The following is a 15,711-nucleotide window of genomic DNA, read 5'->3' on the forward strand; positions in this document are numbered from 1 at the left end:
GCCCTTAGCTCAGCTGGATAGAGCGTTTGACTACGAATCAAAAGGCCGGGAGTTCGAATCTCTCAGGGCGCGCCATTATAACTTCATATTTTGCCGGCGTGGCGGAATGGCAGACGCGCTCGACTCAAAATCGAGTGGGAAACCGTGGAGGTTCGAGTCCTCTCGCCGGTATAGATAACGGGATGTAGCTCAGCTTGGTAGAGCACCTGGTTTGGGACCAGGGGGTCGCATGTTCAAATCGTGTCATCCCGATTGTTGTTATGCGGGTGTAGTTCAATGGTAGAACTTTAGCCTTCCAAGCTAATAGCGTGGGTTCGATTCCCATCACCCGCTTAAATATTGATAAGAAAGAGATGGTATTCACCGTCTCTTTCTTTTTTTTGCATTCACAGGCATATTGATCATAATTGTATACAAAGATCACGGATTATATGGCTGATTAGCATGTACCAGCATGTATCCCATCCTCATGATATATTTCCCCCCTTTTAAGTCTGTTCTTAGTCATTGTGGAAGTGTTCAAACAGAGAAGGTCTAGTGCATGTTCGAACACAAGAATATCTTTCCTTTACCGCATTTCATAAAAACGCTTACAAAAATAGCTTGCGTAAATCATTAACCTGTAATACCATATCAATTAAGCGCTTAACCTTTACGGGTTAAGCGCTTAAACTTAACGTAGATTAAGCGCTTAACCCGTAAAGGAAAGGACGGCGATCAATTCATGAAAACAATTCGACTGACGATGGCTCAGGCACTGCTTCGATACCTGGATCAGCAATATATCTCGGTTGACGGGGTGGAAACCAAGTTTGTGAAGGGAATCATCGGTATTTTTGGACATGGCAATGTAACAGGCATTGGAGAAGCGCTGGAGCGCAGCCCGGGAAGCCTGACGTATATGCAAGGCAAGAACGAACAAGGCATGGTGCATACGGCAGCGGCTTATGCCAAGCAGAAGAATCGTAGACAGATCTATGCATGTACAACATCCATTGGACCTGGCGCTTTGAATATGATTACAGCCGCAGCTACTGCAACGGTGAACCGGATTCCGGTTTTATTGCTTCCTGGAGATAACTTTGCTACACGGGAACCGGACCCGGTACTTCAGCAGCTGGAAGTGAGCAGTGATTATACAATCTCAGCCACTGATCCATTCAAAGCCGTCAGCAAGTACTGGGATCGCATTGTTCGTCCCGAACAGCTGATGATTGCTGTTACACAGGCGATGCGTGTGCTAACCGATCCAGCAGAGACGGGAGCAGTAACGCTCGCACTGCCGCAGGATGTGCAGGCAGAGGCGTACGATTATCCAGAATCGTTCTTTGCCCGCAAAGTACATTATTTGGATCGTCGCCCTCCGGTACAGGCAGCCATTGAACGGGCAACGGAGCAGATTGCCCGAGGCAGAAAGCCGCTGCTCGTTGCAGGCGGCGGTGTGTTGTACTCTGAGGCATCCGCCCAGCTCGTGGAGTTCGCCGAGGCATTTGGTATTCCGATCGCCGAGACGCAGGCGGGCAAGAGCGCAGTCTCTTGGGACCACCCACTGAATGTGGGGGCCATCGGGGTTACCGGCTCTCTGGCAGCCAATAGGCTGGCGAGAGAAGCGGATGTGGTGATCGGCGTCGGTACGCGGTTCTCGGATTTCACGACGGCGTCCCGCTCTGCTTTTCAACATCCGGAAGCTTCATTCATCAACATCAACTTGAACAGCATGGATGCAGCCAAGCTAGGCGGGGAAGCCATTCTGGCAGATGCACGCGAAGGATTGCAGGCTTTGCAAAAGGAATTGCAGGAAAGACAATACCGAAGTGCATATGGTGCATCTCAAGTCGCTGATCTCCGCGCTGAGTGGAATGCAGAAGTGGATCGTCTGTATGCAGCTCAACATGAAGCAGGGCTGGCACAGACTACAGCAGTTGGCGTGGTTAACCGGACCATTGATCCATCTTCCGTCATCGTGTGTGCGGCAGGTAGTCTGCCGGGTGATCTACATCGTCTGTGGCGTGCGTCTGAACCAAAGACATACCACATGGAGTATGGGTTCTCCTGTATGGGGTACGAGGTAAGCGGAGCGTTCGGAGCAACACTTGCGGAGCCGGATCGGGAAGTGTATGCCATGGTCGGTGATGGCAGTTATCTGATGCTGCATTCGGAGTTTGTGACCAGTTTGCAGGAACAGAAGAAGATGACTGTTCTATTATTCAACAACAATGGATTCCAGTGTATTCATAATTTGCAACGAGAACATGGTAGTGACGGGTTCGGTAATGAGTTCCGTTATCGGGAATCCGAGAGTGGAAGACTGACCGGGGATTACATGCCAATGGACTTTGCTGCACACGCCCGAAGTATGGGAGCCAAATCCTATAGAGCGGAGACGGCAGAACAGCTGGAACAGGCACTCCGAGATGCGAAGAACGAAACAGTGAGTACTTTGATTGAGATTCCGGTCGTGCCTGGAACCAACGCAGGTGGATACGAGTCATGGTGGAATGTGGGTGTACCTGAGGTATCTGCCGAAGAAAAGGTAGTTCATGCTCATCACACCATGCAAGCCAACCGTGCTAAAGCAAGACCGATTTAATCCAGTTTAATATAGTGAACCACAATGTTGAACGACAAAGGAGACGTGGAGCAATGAGCAAGCTGCCATTCCAGCTTGGGATTCATCCGATCAATTGGGTCGGTGAAGATGTGAAAGAGCATGGTGACGCGACAACGTGTGCACAGATTCTGGATGACATTCAGCGTCTTGGGCTGACAGGTACAGAGATGGGGCGTAAATATCCAACCGATCCTGCTATATTGCGTGAGGAATTGAGTAAGAGGAATATCAAGCTGGTCTCCCAGTGGAAATCGGTACTTCTCTCCGATCCGGCGTATCGTCAGTCGGAGCTGGACAGTTATCGCAGACATGCGGAGTTTCTGCAATCCATGGGCAGTAAGGTGATCAGTACGGCGGAGGTAGGCGGGTCACTTCATTTTGATCCAAGACGAACTCCGAATGAAAAAGAAGTGCTCAGACTCAGCGAACCTGAATGGCATATCCTCGCTGAAGGGTTGAACGAAGCAGGAGCTATCGCCCGTGAACACGGTTTGAAGCTTACGTACCATCATCATGGAGGCACAGTGGTAGAGCAACCGGATGAGATTGATCGATTGATGGAGCTGACAGACCCTTCTCTCGTGTATCTGCTCTATGATACTGGTCATGCCTACTATGGCGGAGCCGATCCACTTGAGCTGCTGCGCAAACATTATGATCGGATCGCCTATATCCATCTGAAAGATATCCGCCCGCATGTGCTGGCTGAAGCACGCGCGGAGCACTCTGACTTTGTCGGCTGTATTCGTAGAGGAGTGTTCACTGTACCAGGGGATGGATGCATTGATTTTGCACCAATTCTGCAAGAACTGATCACACGAGGGTACGATGGCTGGGCGATGCTTGAAGGAGAGCAGGACCCTGCGATTCATAACCCATATGAGTATGCGAAGCGATCTTTGAACTATATGGAGTCGTTATATCAACACAGCTGATTCGTTTAGCATTGCAGCGGTCAGAGGCCACACCTATGAAGCGAAAAAGGAAGAAGGCCAGCAAGAGTATAACGTTACGATTGGGAAATAAAACTGACTTACTCTAGCCGTTTACGAGTTCTTACGATGGAATGAGTAACTAGTCTAGATATCGATATACAACATGGAAAATCCCACTATAGAAAGGGGCTCACATGCAATGACTTACGTATCCTTTCCGGTATCCAGGAAGAAGGATTTCACCGCGATTGGCCGCTTGTGCATCGACTTGAACGCCAATGAGATCAATCGCCCGATGGAAGAGACGATGACGTTTACGAAGTATGTTGGCGGCTCTCCGGCCAATATTACGATTGGCATGTCCAGACTAGGTATGGAGACGGCTTTTATCGGTAAGATCGCGGGTGACCAGATGGGCAGATTCATCCAGAGTTATTTGGAGAAGAACGGCATCGACACATCGAATGTAGTTACAGATGACACCGGAGCGGTGACAGGGCTTGCTTTTACCGAAATCAAAAGCCCAACGGATTGCAGTATCCTGATGTACCGGGACAATGTAGCGGATCTGTTATTACAAGCGCAAGAAGTACAAGAGCAGTTGATTGCTGACTCCAAAGTGCTGCTAATCTCAGGCACAGCCCTCGCGCAAAGCCCATCCCGTGAAGCTGTATTACAGGCACTAACGTATGCGAAAAAACATGGCACAGTTATTGTGTTTGATCTGGACTATCGCCCATACACCTGGACATCAGATGAAGAGACAGCGGTCTATTACAACCTTGCAGCCGAGAAATGCGATATCATCCTGGGCACACGTGAGGAGTTCGACATGATGGAGACATTCGACCATAATCCGGATCATAGCGATCAGGTAACTGCACAGAAATGGTTTGATTTCTCAGCCAACATCGTTGTAATCAAACACGGCAAGGAAGGGTCCATTGCTTATACGCGTGAAGGGCTTTCCCACCGTGCGGATAGCTACCCGGCAAAAGTTGTAAAAACGTTTGGTGCAGGCGACTCCTACGCAGCCGGGTTCCTGTATGGATTGATGCAGGGTTGGACGATTGAGCGCAGCATGGCCTATGGCAGTGGCGCAGCAAGTATCGTTATTTCAAGCCACAGCTGTTCGGATGCAATGCCAACGGTCGAACAGGTAAATGACTACATTGAACGTTGCAATCGGGGCGAGATCACCGTGTCTTGAAGCTCGTTGCAATACTTTGAATAACACACTCATACAGATCTATAACAATGAACATGTTGAACATAAGGGATCACACATAAGCGAAGGGAGACAGGGCTATGGGAAAAGGAATTTCTGAAGCGTCTGCAACAGCGACAATGGTACAAAACTGGATCGGAGGTGCCTGGGTAACCCCAGTGTCAACTCGTACGGAGCCAGTGGTGAATCCGGCTACAGAAGAGGTTATTGCACATGTGCCACTGTCCGAACAAGCGGACGTGGATCTGGCGGTTCAGACAGCACGAGAAGCGTTCAAATCCTGGAGCAGCACACCGGTTCCACGCCGTGCACGTATTCTGTTCCGCTACCAGCAGTTGCTGGTTGAACATTGGGAAGAGCTCGCTCGCCTGGTGACACTGGAGAACGGTAAAAGTTATGCCGAAGCGTACGGCGAGGTATTACGTGGCATTGAATGCGTCGAGTTCGCGGCAGGTGCCCCGAATCTGATGATGGGCAAACAACTGCCTGACATCGCTACAGGGCTGGAGTCGGGCATGTATCGCTACCCGATCGGTGTTATTGGGGGAATTACCCCTTTCAACTTCCCGATGATGGTGCCGTGCTGGATGTTCCCGCTTGCTATTGCGTGTGGTAACACCTTTGTTCTGAAGCCATCCGAGCGTACACCGCTGCTGGCAGGCCGCTTGGCAGAGCTGTTCAAGGAAGCAGGGCTTCCGGACGGCGTGCTCAACATTGTTCACGGTTCGCATGATGTTGTGAACGGGTTGCTGGAACATAAGGATGTTCAAGCGATCTCCTTTGTCGGCTCACAACCTGTAGCTGAATACGTCTACACCACTGCATCCAAGCATGGCAAACGGGTACAGGCACTGGCTGGTGCCAAAAATCACTCCATCGTTATGCCGGACGCCGATCTCGATCTGACGGTGAAAGAGATTACGAGTGCAGCTTTTGGTTCAGCAGGGGAACGCTGCATGGCATGTGCGGTTGTTGTGGCTGTGGGTGATGTGGCTGACGAACTGGTACAAAAGCTGGTGGAAGCAGCAGACCGCATTACCATCGGTAACGGTATGGATGAGGGCGTGTTCCTCGGACCTGTCATCCGTGGACCACATAAAGAGCGCACACTCAGTTACATTGAAGCCGGAGAGCAGGAAGGCGCGGCTTTGATCCGGGATGGACGCAAAGATCAGGCAACAAGTGAATCCGGTTATTTTGTAGGGCCCACGGTATTCGACCAAGTTGAGAGCAATATGAAAATCTGGCAGGATGAGATCTTTGCTCCAGTACTCTCGGTAGCAAGAGTGTCTACGCTGGAGGAAGCCGTTGAGCTGGCGAACCGTTCCGACTTTGCCAACGGTGCGTGTCTGTTCACCCGCAGCGGGGCGAGTATGCGTCAATTCCGTGAAACGATTGATGCGGGCATGTTGGGAATTAACCTGGGCGTACCTGCGCCAATGGCATTCTTCCCGTTTTCGGGCTGGAAGAAGTCCTTCTACGGTGATCTTCACGCCAATGGCACGGATGGTGTTGAATTCTACACTCGCAAGAAGATGGTAACGGCGCGCTGGTAACAACCAGAGCATCACTCGGGCTAAGGGGAACGCCCAGCTCATATGGACGCACATAGGGAGGATAACGGAATGGGCAAGGACAAAGTAAGAATTGGCATCATCGGTGCTGGACGGATCGGCAAAATTCATGCAGACAATCTCCTGCGCAACCCGCATGCCGAGATTGTGGGAATCAGTGACTTGTTTGCAGGTCCTGAATTGGAGGCTTGGGCCTCCGACCGTGGCATCCCTGTTGTAACAACGGATAGCAGCCAGTTGATCTCGATGCCTAATGTAGACGCGGTACTGATCTGTTCTTCAACAGATACACATGTGCCGCTGATCGAACAGGCCGCTCAGGCGGGCAAACACATCTTCTGCGAGAAGCCGGTTAGCATGGATCTGGCACAGACCCAAGCGGCTGTAGCGGCAGTTCAGAAGGCTGGCGTGAAGCTGCAAATTGGATTTAACCGCCGCTTCGATCACAACTTCAGACGGATACGTGCACATGTGCAGGATGGTACGATTGGTGATCCGCATATTATCAAAATTACTTCTCGTGACCCGAGTCCACCGCCTGCAGAGTATATCCGGGTATCTGGCGGGATCTTCATGGACATGATGATCCACGATTTTGACATGGCTCGGTATCTGTCCGGGAGTGAAGTGGAAGAAGTGTACGCTCAGGGCAACGTGCTGATCAATCCGGTCTTTGCAGAGCATGGTGACGTGGATACAGCGATTGTAACGATGACGTTTGCCAATGGAGCGATTGGTGTCATTGATAACAGTCGTCAGGCTGTATACGGGTATGACCAGCGTGTTGAAGTGTTTGGCTCGATGGGCAGCGCCGCAGCGGCGAATGATCATCCGAATACGGCTGAGATCAGTACAGCGGCCGGGCTCATGCGCGACAAACCGTTACACTTTTTCCTGGAACGCTACAATGAAGCATATGTACAGGAGACAGCTCTCTTTATCGATGCAATCCTCCATGATACAGCGGTTATCGTAGATGGCCACGATGCAGTACAGGCAGAACGAATTGCGCTGGCAGCAAAACTGTCCATGGAGCGGGGAAGACCTGTAAAGCTGAGTGAAGTTCCTGGGATGTCACTGGAATCGCAAACGGCAATGCCATAGTGGATGATTAAAGTCATTTTTTTCTAATAGAGGGCATGAATAGTCCAAGTTTTTGTTTTTATAAATATCAGGTTGTTATGGACGACTACAGAAAGGAGTGGATGGCAAGATGTCAGAACGTATTGTGAAACCCGTGGTCAACCCGGAGGGAGACGGTACACTTATAAACGTAACACCGGAGTCGGCTGGGTGGGAATATGTTGGCTTTCAGGTAGCGAAGCTGGCAGAGGGGGAGACACTAACCCGTGAGAGCGGTGATCAGGAACTCTGTGTGGTGCTTCTCAGTGGTTTCGCCAATGTAAGTACCCGGGAGCACACATGGGATAACATCGGGAAAAGAATGAGTGTTTTCGAGAAAATACCTCCGTACTCGGTCTACGTCTCAACTTCCGATCAAGTGCAGATCACAGCACGTACCGAACTGGAAGTCGCTATATGTGTTGCACCCGGTAAAGGCACGTATCCAGCTCGTCTCATTGCACCCGAAGATGTAGGGGTAGAGGCGAGAGGGTATGGCAATCTGGAACGCCAGATTCACAACATTTTGCCAGAACAGAAGGAAGCAGACAGTTTGCTCGTTGTTGAGGTGTTTACACCAGATGGGCACTGGTCCAGTTACCCGCCACATAAGCATGATCGGGATGCACTCCCGGATGAATCTTTGCTGGAAGAAACGTATTATTTCCGTGTGCAGCCTGAGCAGGGGTTTGCCATTCAGCGCATATACACGGATGATCGTTCTGTGGATGAGACGCTAGCAGTGAAGAACGGAGAAGTGGTGCTTGTTCCGGACGGATATCATCCGGTAGGCGCTCCTCCGGGGTATGAGGTCTACTATCTGAACGTGATGGCTGGACCAACCCGGACCTGGAAATTCCATAACGATCCTGACCATGAGTGGTTGATGAAAAAGTAAAACAGTTCATGCTACGCACATTGTGCTGGCTTCAAGTTGCGTATGCAGACTTCCCCCTGCATAATGAGAAGAGAACAATTATCTATGTATAACGAAATTTATATATAGCACAAATGGGGAAAAAACAATGAAAGCAACCATATACGATATAGCACGCGAGGCGGGTGTATCCATTGCAACCGTCTCGCAGGTCATTAATGGCAAAGGCAAGATCAGTGAGAAGCGGCGCGCCGAGATTATGGAGATCATGGAACGCCTTCACTATCAACCCAGTGCGATCGCAGCTGCACTTACAGGTAAGCAGACGTATACATTGGGACTGCTCGTACCGGACATCTCAAACCCGTATTTCGCAGAACTCGCCAGAGCGGTGGAGGATCGAAGCCGTCAATTGGGTTACAGCGTGGTCATCTGCAGTACGGATAATAAGGACGAGCGAGTAGAGCGTTATCTGAATCTGCTCCAGCAAAAAAGGGTCGATGGCATGATGATCGGAACCGGAATCGATAATGCCGAAATTTTGTCACCCCTCTTGCAGCAGTCCATCCCTGTCGCTTTGATTGCTCGCCATTTGCCCTCACTGTCGGTGCATACAGTCACCATTGACGACTTGCTTGGCGGCACGCTCGCAGCGCAGCATCTGCTTGAACTTGGGCATACTCGTGTAGCAGTGCTGTCGGAACCGTCCAAAGTCAGCAGTAGTCAGGAACGTGTGCGTGGATTCCGCGAAACATTGAATAAGGCAGGTCATACGCTGGAACCGAATCAGATCAGAGAATCGGCGGCTGACCTGAGCTCGGCCAAAAAAGAGGCGCTACTGCTGCTCGGTGAGAAGGATCACCCGACAGGTTTGTTCTGTTGTAATGACATCCAGGCCATCGGTGCTCTTCAGGCTGCCAAAGAACTGGGGCTACGCGTGCCAGAGGATGTGTCCATTATCGGATTTGATAATACGATTCTGGCTTCGGTGACGAGTCCGCCGCTTACAACCGTTGCCCAGCCAATTGAAGAACTGGGACATCGCGCTGTAGATCTGTTAATTGAAGAATTAAAGGATAAGCGTAAAGAACCGCAGAAGATTGTCCTGAAGCCTGAGCTGGTTATCCGAGAATCAGCAGGTCATGTATTGAGCTGAAAACAATTAGGTTTCTGGTATAACCTGATCAGTTGTGATGCCAAGCCTACGTGTGTCATATTCATGGCTCGGGATAAGGTTTATCGTTTTGCCTCATTCCAAATCGGTGATAAAGCAATATAACCAAGTAACAAACAAGCCGCATTCACCTTATGGGAGAACGCGGCTTGTTGATTTATATCTTGAACTTTTTCACTTCTTCAGCGAGCGTATTAGCTTGTTGAGCCAGTTCATTGGAGCGTTCCGAGATACTCGTAATATAATTGAACTGTTCTTGCGTTGAAGAGGCAACCTCTTCGGTGGAAGCGGCGCTCTGTTCGGACATGGCCGCAACACTGGAGATCACTTCAGCAATCTTGCCAGAACTGTTATCCAATTCGGTTGTTGCAGACGATACTTGTTGAAGCTGAGTGTCAATGCCTTCAATAGATTGCTTGATTCGCATAAATGAGTCGCGCATCTCATGTACGGCAGCAACCTGTTGCTCAATACCATGTTCAGCAGAATCGACCTCGCTCACGCTTTGGTGGCTAGCCGCCTGGATTTCATTCAGCAACACGATGATGTCCTGAGAAGAGCCGGCGGATTGTTCAGCCAGTTTGCGCACTTCCTCGGCAACCACCGCAAATCCACGTCCATGTTCACCCGCTCTGGCGGCTTCAATCGAAGCGTTCAGTGCGAGCAGGTTAGTCTGGGAGGCAATACCTTGAATCATGCTGACGATGCTTTCAATCTTCTGTGATTTGTCTGCGAGTAGATTGATTGATTCACCCACACGGTCAATCGATTGGCGGTTACCATCCGAAAGCTCCACCTGATGATCTACCGCTTGTAGCCCAGCTAGCATGGCTTCTCCTGCCTCACGCATCATCGTTACGGACTGCTCGACACTGCGATTGATACCACCAACACTATCACTCATCTCAGACAGACGGCTTGAGCCATCATACACGGATTCAGCCTGTGTACTGGAACCTTGAGCGAGTTCATCAGTGGCAATGGAGATCTGCTCAGCGATGCGTTTGGTTTTATCTGTATGCTCCTGCATCTCACCCGAGATACTTTGTACGCGATCAGCAGAAGCCGTTACTTGCCTGAACAGCGAGCTAAGCTGATCGGACATCTGATTGAATGCCATACCTAGTTCAGCGAATTCATCTTTGCCTTTGATCTGCACCTTTCCTGTAAAATCACCACTCGACATTTGGCGGGAGGTCTCATGGAGATTTCTCAGTGGCTTGATGAAGAGTGTTGCGATCCAATAGGCACCTGCCAGTACAACCAATAATGTAATGGCGATAATGAGAATGTAGTTATTGCGCAATTCATAATAGTCCGCATAGGCGAGTTTCTCAGATATGACTGATCCGATAATCCAACCAGTACTTGGAATTTGTTTGAAGTAGAGGAGCAGATTTTCTCCGTTATATTGGAATGATCTTTGTCCTGAAGGATGCGTTTTCATCTCTGCAAGCAACGGTCCCAATTGATCGTTGTCTGCGGCTGAAGTACTTGCAAGATCAGCCTCGGGATGAGCTAAAATAACTCCCTTTTTGTCGAGCATAAAAGTGTAGCCTAGTCCATCCAGGTTAATTTGGTTGACTGTATCGGTTAACTTGGAAAGTAGAATATCAGAAGCAACCACTCCCCGTATTGCACCGTTTTCTGTCTTTACTGGCATGGCTATAGACACCGTAAATTGTTTGGATTTGTTGTCGATGTAAGGGTCAGTAAAAATCAGCTTGTCTGCTTGTAGAGCCTCTTTATACCAAGAACGATCCCTGGGATCATAATCTTTATCTGGGACGAAGTCAGAACCATTTATAAACTGTCCTTCCTTATTTCCGTAAAATATGTCCTCTAAGTTGTTAGGGTTGGTGCCCTTATACATGATGGACAGATAATCTTCATTAAGATCAGAAGATGAAACAGCCTCCTGAATTACAAGGCCTAGTGTTTCCACTAATTTCTCGTTTCCGTGTAACCAGCCGTCCAACTGAAATGTTGCGGTAGATATTAATCCTTCTAGTTTGTTGTTCACACTCTGAGAAGCTTGGTTTTCCGTTTGAACCAAACCAAGTGGTGCGAGCGCGCCAGCTGTAAGCAGAACAGTGACGAAGAAGGCTAACATCAATTTGAGTTTTAACTTCATACTTTTCCCCCTAGATGTCATGAATGTGTTAGTATGTTTGAAGCTTATTATATATATCGTCAAATAATATTTAATCCTTAGGCGAGACCAAATACTAAAATGTGGAAGAATAACGAACACAAAACGAGTTTTATTTGATATATAATATGTAAGGTCTCAATTTCTAGGGGGAGGTTAGACTGTGAAAAATAGAATCAAGATGATTATAGGTACCGTCACGATTATTGTTGTCGTAGCTATTGCAGTGCGTATGTATACCTCTGGTCAATATACTAAGTATATCCCCAGCAAACATACGACGTTTCGAGCAGAGGTTACAGATCATATGAGCATGCTGGATCGATTGGATCGACTGACAATTAGGAAGATTTCAAGTGCAGATCCGTATAATGAAGATAATGAAGTGACGATTACAGATCCCAATGAGATTAGAGACATGCTGAAGCTATTAAAGGATATTCGACTTAAAAGAGTACGGGAATTCGACGTTTCCGAAAGGAATCCATATTATTATGAATGGCGACTTACCATTAATAAAGAAGGTCGCTTTACCGATGGATTTGAACTGACGTTTTATAATGAAAAGTCTATCTCCATCTACAATGAGGCGAAAACGAGAGACGAACTTGAAGACTACGAGATTACCAATGAGTTTAATCTGAATGAGATGGACCGCCTTTTTGGAAAGCTGAAGGAGGAGCAAACATGAACAAGACCAACTATCATGTGCGTTCGATTGAGGAACAGGATATCCCCTTTCTGTGGGAGATGTTATACGCATCCCTGCATACACGAGAAGGTGATGAACCTCTCCAACTCGAAAGTATACATACGCCTGAGCTATCCAAATACGTTGAAGACTGGGGAAGAGAAGGGGATTTCGGGTATGTTGCGGTAGACCAGCAGGGCAAGAGACTAGGTTCAATAACATTACGATTCTATGCGGATCAGAATGCGGGATACGGTTATGTGAATGCAGCTACGCCAGAGATGGGAATGGCTGTAACGGAAGATGCACGTGGGAAAGGAGTAGGTACCTTACTGCTTCAGACCGCATTAGATGAGGTTGAACGGCGGGGAATTGAAGCAGTCTCGCTTAGTGTTGACCCGGATAACCAAGCGATTCGCTTATATAAGCGGTTAGGATTCGTGGAGGAGTCCCTAAATGGTACATCGGTAACGATGGTGCGTGTAAGTAAACTTGAATCTTAAATGATGAGCGTTCGGATCACTGGCATAACTGAGTAAGCAAAGTGGAACTGCAAAAGAAAAGGCGCTTCCTCATGGGGAACGCCTCTTTCTGTGTGCCATGTACAGCATCGGTATCTCTCTTATTATACTTAGTCCGTATCACTTCAATATTATTTCAACAAAAATGCCAAAGCCTCATCATACGTTTCCCATTGAAATTCAGTTTGGTGCGCCGATTCTTTGGAAATCCGATTCAATTGCATTTTGGCGATTGCACCACCTACCGCTACACTGGCTCGCTTCATCCCCCACTGTGTCAGTAATTTCTGATGCTCCACAATTTTTTCTTTGGTATCCTGAGGGAAAGCCTTCATATTCCGCATATCTACTAGCACATCAAACGAATTTCCCAATTGTTCCGCTATTCTCTTGATTTCTGTATTCGCTTGTTCGACATGTTCAGGAGAAACAATACCTTCCCAGATAATTTCAATAATAGGTTTAGTTGAATCCAAACGTCTAACAGACATGTAGGCAACTCCTCGATAATAAAATAATATGTAATATATGAGACTATAAGCCTATTAATTATACCTTTTTATAGCGAGAATGAAAACTGAATTCATAATATAGTGGTTCTTATGGACTACTTATTCCTAGGGAAGTTAAATTCAGGGATTGTTATCACATCGTCATTGGGAGTATGGCTGGATAGCTAAAAGCCATCCAGAGGATGAACTCCAGATGGCTTCTATGATTGTAACATGATAAATTGAAATTCCTGCGTAAGTTAGAAGCCAATCTTCAAACTGTTGCCTTCCGTAGTTGCACCTTTGGAAAGGGAAATGCTCAGCTTTTGTTCTTCCGAGAAACCAAGTGTTTCCCCGTCATGCAGTGTGACGTCGTTCTCAACCACATACGTTGTGGTTATGAACATCATCTCAAATACATCGCTTAAAGACTCAGACGATTGCATAATCTCCATCTCTTCTTTACCAAAGTTACGTAGTCCGTAAGTGTAAGCTGAAGCGCCTTCGGCATTTTGGAATAATCCGATGAAAATCCAGAGCGAGACGGGCAACTCATCATCTTTGATCCCACGACTGGTTTCGACATACTGACTGGCTTCAACAACAAGTGGGGCCATGTATATGGCCAACGCGTGATCCAACTGTAATAAGGCACTTGCTGTTTGAGTGAACAGAACATGTCCATCAATAGCATTTGTTGCGTTCAGAACAGAGACAATAATCTGAGACTGGTGCCGTGAGGTAACTTGCTCCGCTTCTCGCCAAAGGATGTTTAGCTTGGCATTCTCCTCAACTTCACGGTCAGGTACAGGCGCGGCAATGTGAGCACATACCACCTGCATCTCATTCACCTCAAAAAAGAGATTGCCCTCCTCCGGCCGTTCTTCAATCTCGATATCCCATTCGTTCTTCATGTTCCTGATGAAAAGGTCAAAATCACAATCGTCACGCTCCAGCAGGACAAAACCCACGATGGTTTCACTGTAATTCGTCGATTCGACAGCACCACCTGCAGGTACCTTCTCCTTTTTGCGCCGCCGAAGCTTGTCAAACAATCCCATGACATGTTCTCCTTCCAATTCCAGAACGATTCTGGTCATTGTACACTGCTATCTATTCACTACCTTACCATAAAGGAGTTAACATGAATCGAAGCAATGCACCATTCGACAGAAATTACAGGAACAGAACGAGCAACAATGCAATGATCGCAGGCAAACCTTGTTTGATAATGATCGACCGCGAAGAAGTAGCTCCTCCATAAAGAGCCGCAATAATCACACACGCCAGGAAGAAAATCTGAATATGCTGTCCAACGGCAGCATCCGGATATACGAGTCCCCAGATCAGACCTGCCGCAAGAAATCCATTGTAAAGACCTTGATTGGCCGCGAGAGATTTGGTGGATTTGGCGAATTCCGGCGTGAGATTAAAGGTTTTCATTGTGCGTGGACGAGTCCACATAAACATCTCCATCACCATGATATAGAAGTGTTCGACAGCTACAAGAGCTACAAAAATGATACTAATCAAAGGAAACACCTTGCTTTCTGATATGTAATTTATTTACTTGTCCATCCTAGTATAAATGTTTGTAACAAGAACGGAAAGAGCAAATTTAATTTGTAACAATTTAATTGCGTATTACTTAAATTATTTATCGTTTTCCAGTTGAGTTATGATGTTGAAATTAAAAAATGGTTACAAAGCTAAGCATACGCCGATTGTCGACAATCCATTCATTGGGTAATATTGAACAATAAAGAAGTGATATTGCTCAGGAAAGGGAGGAGATTACTATGGGAACGGTTCAATTCGTCTTGTTGGCTGATGATCCATCCACATTTGTGACCCGAGTTGTACCTTTTATCGACATTGAGCTTGCAGGAATTCCGGGTGACCGTCATTATGGTCTGCTTCGTCCGGCGGACTCACGTCAGAAAATCTACAAGCGCGGTACACCGATTGCGAATCGCCGCCAGATCAGTATTGTTTCCGAGGAAGAATGTGCTCTTATTGCTGAGAAAATGAACATTCCTGAAGTGCGTCCAGAGTGGCTTGGTGCCAATATAATGGTCCGTGGCATTGATCGATTGACGGAACTGCCTGCTGGAACGCGGCTCCTATTTCCAAACGGGACAGGGTTAATATGTGAAGGGGAGAACCTTCCCTGTGTACATCCGGGGAAAATGATTGAACAATTCTATGAACAGGACGGTTTGCGCAAAAAATTCGTGCCTGCGGCTCGCAAAAAACGTGGGATTGTATGCTCGGTTGAACGGGAAGGTGTAATTCACACGGGGGATACCATAGAAGTCATTCACCTGTCCTGATT

The 15,711-nt window shown here is 47.8% G+C and carries 14 protein-coding genes and 3 tRNA genes; 13 read left to right on the plus strand and 4 right to left on the minus strand.

The window, feature by feature from the left end:
- Positions 1 to 92: 92 nt before the first annotated feature.
- The 10 genes from ACE04G_RS07345 to ACE04G_RS07390 all read left to right on the plus strand — a co-directional run bounded on the left by ACE04G_RS07345 (position 93) and on the right by ACE04G_RS07390 (position 9,503).
- A tRNA-Leu gene (locus tag ACE04G_RS07345) sits at positions 93 to 171 on the plus strand.
- 7 nt (positions 172 to 178) lie between these two features.
- A tRNA-Pro gene (locus tag ACE04G_RS07350) sits at positions 179 to 252 on the plus strand.
- Positions 253 to 262: 10 nt separating this feature from the next.
- A tRNA-Gly gene (locus ACE04G_RS07355) sits at positions 263 to 333 on the plus strand.
- Positions 334 to 724: 391 nt separating this feature from the next.
- On the plus strand, positions 725 to 2,590 hold the full coding sequence (gene iolD / locus ACE04G_RS07360; RefSeq protein ID WP_449003715.1) for a 3D-(3,5/4)-trihydroxycyclohexane-1,2-dione acylhydrolase (decyclizing): 1,866 nt from the start codon (positions 725 to 727) through the stop codon (positions 2,588 to 2,590).
- A 53-nt stretch (positions 2,591 to 2,643) separates the two neighbouring features.
- The gene (gene iolE / locus ACE04G_RS07365) at positions 2,644 to 3,546 is read left to right on the plus strand and encodes a myo-inosose-2 dehydratase (RefSeq protein ID WP_449003716.1); all 903 of its coding nucleotides are present in this window, start codon (positions 2,644 to 2,646) and stop codon (positions 3,544 to 3,546) included.
- A 199-nt stretch (positions 3,547 to 3,745) separates the two neighbouring features.
- A complete protein-coding gene (gene iolC, locus ACE04G_RS07370) occupies positions 3,746 to 4,756 on the plus strand; it encodes a 5-dehydro-2-deoxygluconokinase (protein WP_047841171.1) in 1,011 nt (336 codons plus the stop codon).
- A gap of 98 nt (positions 4,757 to 4,854) precedes the next feature.
- Positions 4,855 to 6,330, plus strand: a complete 1,476-nt coding sequence (locus ACE04G_RS07375; RefSeq protein ID WP_313771506.1) for a CoA-acylating methylmalonate-semialdehyde dehydrogenase — start codon at positions 4,855 to 4,857, stop codon at positions 6,328 to 6,330.
- Between the two features lie 69 nt (positions 6,331 to 6,399).
- Positions 6,400 to 7,452 carry an inositol 2-dehydrogenase gene (gene iolG, locus ACE04G_RS07380; protein WP_307540588.1) on the plus strand — a complete coding sequence of 351 codons (1,053 nt, stop codon included), beginning with the start codon at positions 6,400 to 6,402 and terminating at the stop codon, positions 7,450 to 7,452.
- Between the two features lie 109 nt (positions 7,453 to 7,561).
- Positions 7,562 to 8,368: a 5-deoxy-glucuronate isomerase gene (gene iolB / locus ACE04G_RS07385; protein WP_221824325.1), complete on the plus strand. Its 807-nt coding sequence runs from the start codon at positions 7,562 to 7,564 to the stop codon at positions 8,366 to 8,368.
- 127 nt (positions 8,369 to 8,495) lie between these two features.
- On the plus strand, positions 8,496 to 9,503 hold the full coding sequence (locus tag ACE04G_RS07390; protein ID WP_339181291.1) for a LacI family DNA-binding transcriptional regulator: 1,008 nt from the start codon (positions 8,496 to 8,498) through the stop codon (positions 9,501 to 9,503).
- 175 nt (positions 9,504 to 9,678) lie between these two features.
- On the opposite strand, the gene ACE04G_RS07395 is transcribed toward ACE04G_RS07390, so the two are convergent.
- The gene (locus tag ACE04G_RS07395; protein ID WP_339181293.1) at positions 9,679 to 11,655 is read right to left on the minus strand and encodes a methyl-accepting chemotaxis protein; all 1,977 of its coding nucleotides are present in this window, start codon (positions 11,653 to 11,655) and stop codon (positions 9,679 to 9,681) included.
- Between the two features lie 181 nt (positions 11,656 to 11,836).
- Between ACE04G_RS07395 and ACE04G_RS07400 the strand changes: the two genes are divergently transcribed.
- Positions 11,837 to 12,364 (plus strand): hypothetical protein, encoded by a 528-nt coding sequence (locus ACE04G_RS07400; RefSeq protein ID WP_405131218.1) that lies wholly within the window; start codon positions 11,837 to 11,839, stop codon positions 12,362 to 12,364.
- Positions 12,361 to 12,867 (plus strand): GNAT family N-acetyltransferase, encoded by a 507-nt coding sequence (locus tag ACE04G_RS07405; RefSeq protein ID WP_339181298.1) that lies wholly within the window; start codon positions 12,361 to 12,363, stop codon positions 12,865 to 12,867. Before ACE04G_RS07400 ends, ACE04G_RS07405 begins: the two co-directional genes overlap by 4 nt.
- 149 nt (positions 12,868 to 13,016) lie before the next feature.
- Here the strand turns inward: ACE04G_RS07405 and ACE04G_RS07410 are convergent, their stop codons facing one another.
- From ACE04G_RS07410 to ACE04G_RS07420, 3 genes are all read right to left on the minus strand, one after another.
- Positions 13,017 to 13,376, minus strand: coding sequence for a hypothetical protein (locus ACE04G_RS07410; protein ID WP_339181299.1), 360 nt, complete (start codon positions 13,374 to 13,376; stop codon positions 13,017 to 13,019).
- Positions 13,377 to 13,636: 260 nt separating this feature from the next.
- The gene (locus tag ACE04G_RS07415; RefSeq protein ID WP_486094313.1) at positions 13,637 to 14,437 is read right to left on the minus strand and encodes a DUF4261 domain-containing protein; all 801 of its coding nucleotides are present in this window, start codon (positions 14,435 to 14,437) and stop codon (positions 13,637 to 13,639) included.
- A 115-nt stretch (positions 14,438 to 14,552) separates the two neighbouring features.
- Positions 14,553 to 14,909, minus strand: coding sequence for a DUF1304 domain-containing protein (locus ACE04G_RS07420; RefSeq protein WP_036608019.1), 357 nt, complete (start codon positions 14,907 to 14,909; stop codon positions 14,553 to 14,555).
- A 266-nt stretch (positions 14,910 to 15,175) separates the two neighbouring features.
- On the opposite strand from ACE04G_RS07420, the gene ACE04G_RS07425 reads away from it, so the two are divergent.
- Entirely contained in the window at positions 15,176 to 15,709 is a 534-nt protein-coding gene (locus tag ACE04G_RS07425; RefSeq protein ID WP_449003717.1) for an MOSC domain-containing protein, read from the plus strand.
- Positions 15,710 to 15,711: the final 2 nt, after the last annotated feature.

Source organism: Paenibacillus sp. AGC31 (genome assembly GCF_057334655.1).

Coding starts and splice junctions, on each gene's coding strand:
- ACE04G_RS07405 (WP_339181298.1), top strand. CDS start 12,361: ATGAACAAGACCAACTATCATGTGCGTTCGATTGAGGAACAGGATATC.
- ACE04G_RS07410 (WP_339181299.1), bottom strand. CDS start 13,376: ATGTCTGTTAGACGTTTGGATTCAACTAAACCTATTATTGAAATTATC.
- iolG (WP_307540588.1), top strand. CDS start 6,400: ATGGGCAAGGACAAAGTAAGAATTGGCATCATCGGTGCTGGACGGATC.
- iolB (WP_221824325.1), top strand. CDS start 7,562: ATGTCAGAACGTATTGTGAAACCCGTGGTCAACCCGGAGGGAGACGGT.
- ACE04G_RS07425 (WP_449003717.1), top strand. CDS start 15,176: ATGGGAACGGTTCAATTCGTCTTGTTGGCTGATGATCCATCCACATTT.
- iolD (WP_449003715.1), top strand. CDS start 725: ATGAAAACAATTCGACTGACGATGGCTCAGGCACTGCTTCGATACCTG.
- ACE04G_RS07375 (WP_313771506.1), top strand. CDS start 4,855: ATGGGAAAAGGAATTTCTGAAGCGTCTGCAACAGCGACAATGGTACAA.
- ACE04G_RS07390 (WP_339181291.1), top strand. CDS start 8,496: ATGAAAGCAACCATATACGATATAGCACGCGAGGCGGGTGTATCCATT.
- ACE04G_RS07395 (WP_339181293.1), bottom strand. CDS start 11,655: ATGAAGTTAAAACTCAAATTGATGTTAGCCTTCTTCGTCACTGTTCTG.
- iolE (WP_449003716.1), top strand. CDS start 2,644: ATGAGCAAGCTGCCATTCCAGCTTGGGATTCATCCGATCAATTGGGTC.
- iolC (WP_047841171.1), top strand. CDS start 3,746: ATGACTTACGTATCCTTTCCGGTATCCAGGAAGAAGGATTTCACCGCG.
- ACE04G_RS07415 (WP_486094313.1), bottom strand. CDS start 14,437: ATGGGATTGTTTGACAAGCTTCGGCGGCGCAAAAAGGAGAAGGTACCT.